We start from the raw sequence: 756 nt of genomic DNA on the forward strand, positions 1-756 counted from the left end.
GGATGAGTCAAGGGCATGGGCGTATGCCCCAATTGATTTTGACTCCGCCCGTGTGGCGCGCAGCGGCACAGAGACAGTGCCGTCCCATATCCGGCAGCCTGTCATCATATACTTGGGACGCCCGGCTGTGGCGTCATCATAAGGGGGGCAAGCATGAGCTCTATCATGTACACATATGACTTACGCACCGGCGAGTTTACTGGCTCCCGTCCGGCACAGGTTGTGAATGGCAAGCCACTGACAAAAAGTGCCTGTGCCGCGACAACTCCCCCGCCTGATGCTATCCCGGACGGACATGTTGCCCGCTGGACGGGCGATGCCTGGGAGGTGGTCGAGGATCATCGGCAACATACGGACGCCGCGGGCGGCAGGCAGGGCGGCACGCCCTACTGGCTGCCCACAGAAGGCGACGACTACACCAGCCCCCCGCGCTACATGGACACGCTTGGGCCGCTCCCGGATGGCGCAGTGACGGAGCGCCCGGAAAAGCCCTTGTCCGTCATCAAAAATGAGAAGGCGCATGAAATCAGGGAGGCGTGTGATGCAGCCATTGTGGCCAGTCTGACCATGCCCTCGGAGACTCCCTCCTCATTGGAGGTCACAATGGCTGCCGCCTCCCTGGCCGCCATTGACCCCGATGGACCGGATACCTTGCTGGCCCTGCACACAGCCCGGCGTGACGAGCTGCTGGCCGCTGTCGCGGCGGCGGAATCTCCCGCTGACCTGGCGGCAGTGGAGGTCAGCTATGCCGTCTAG

Annotated in this window: 1 protein-coding gene; it reads left to right on the forward strand. The window is 63.1% G+C overall.

From position 1 onward, the window contains the following. The first annotated feature begins 165 nt into the window (after positions 1-165). Positions 166-756, forward strand: coding sequence for a phage tail protein (locus ACQRA4_RS13815; protein ID WP_427823625.1), 591 nt, complete (start codon positions 166-168; stop codon positions 754-756).

The sequence above is a fragment of the Desulfovibrio sp. SGI.169 genome, assembly GCF_050313595.1.
Taxonomy (GTDB): Bacteria; Desulfobacterota; Desulfovibrionia; order Desulfovibrionales; family Desulfovibrionaceae; genus Desulfovibrio.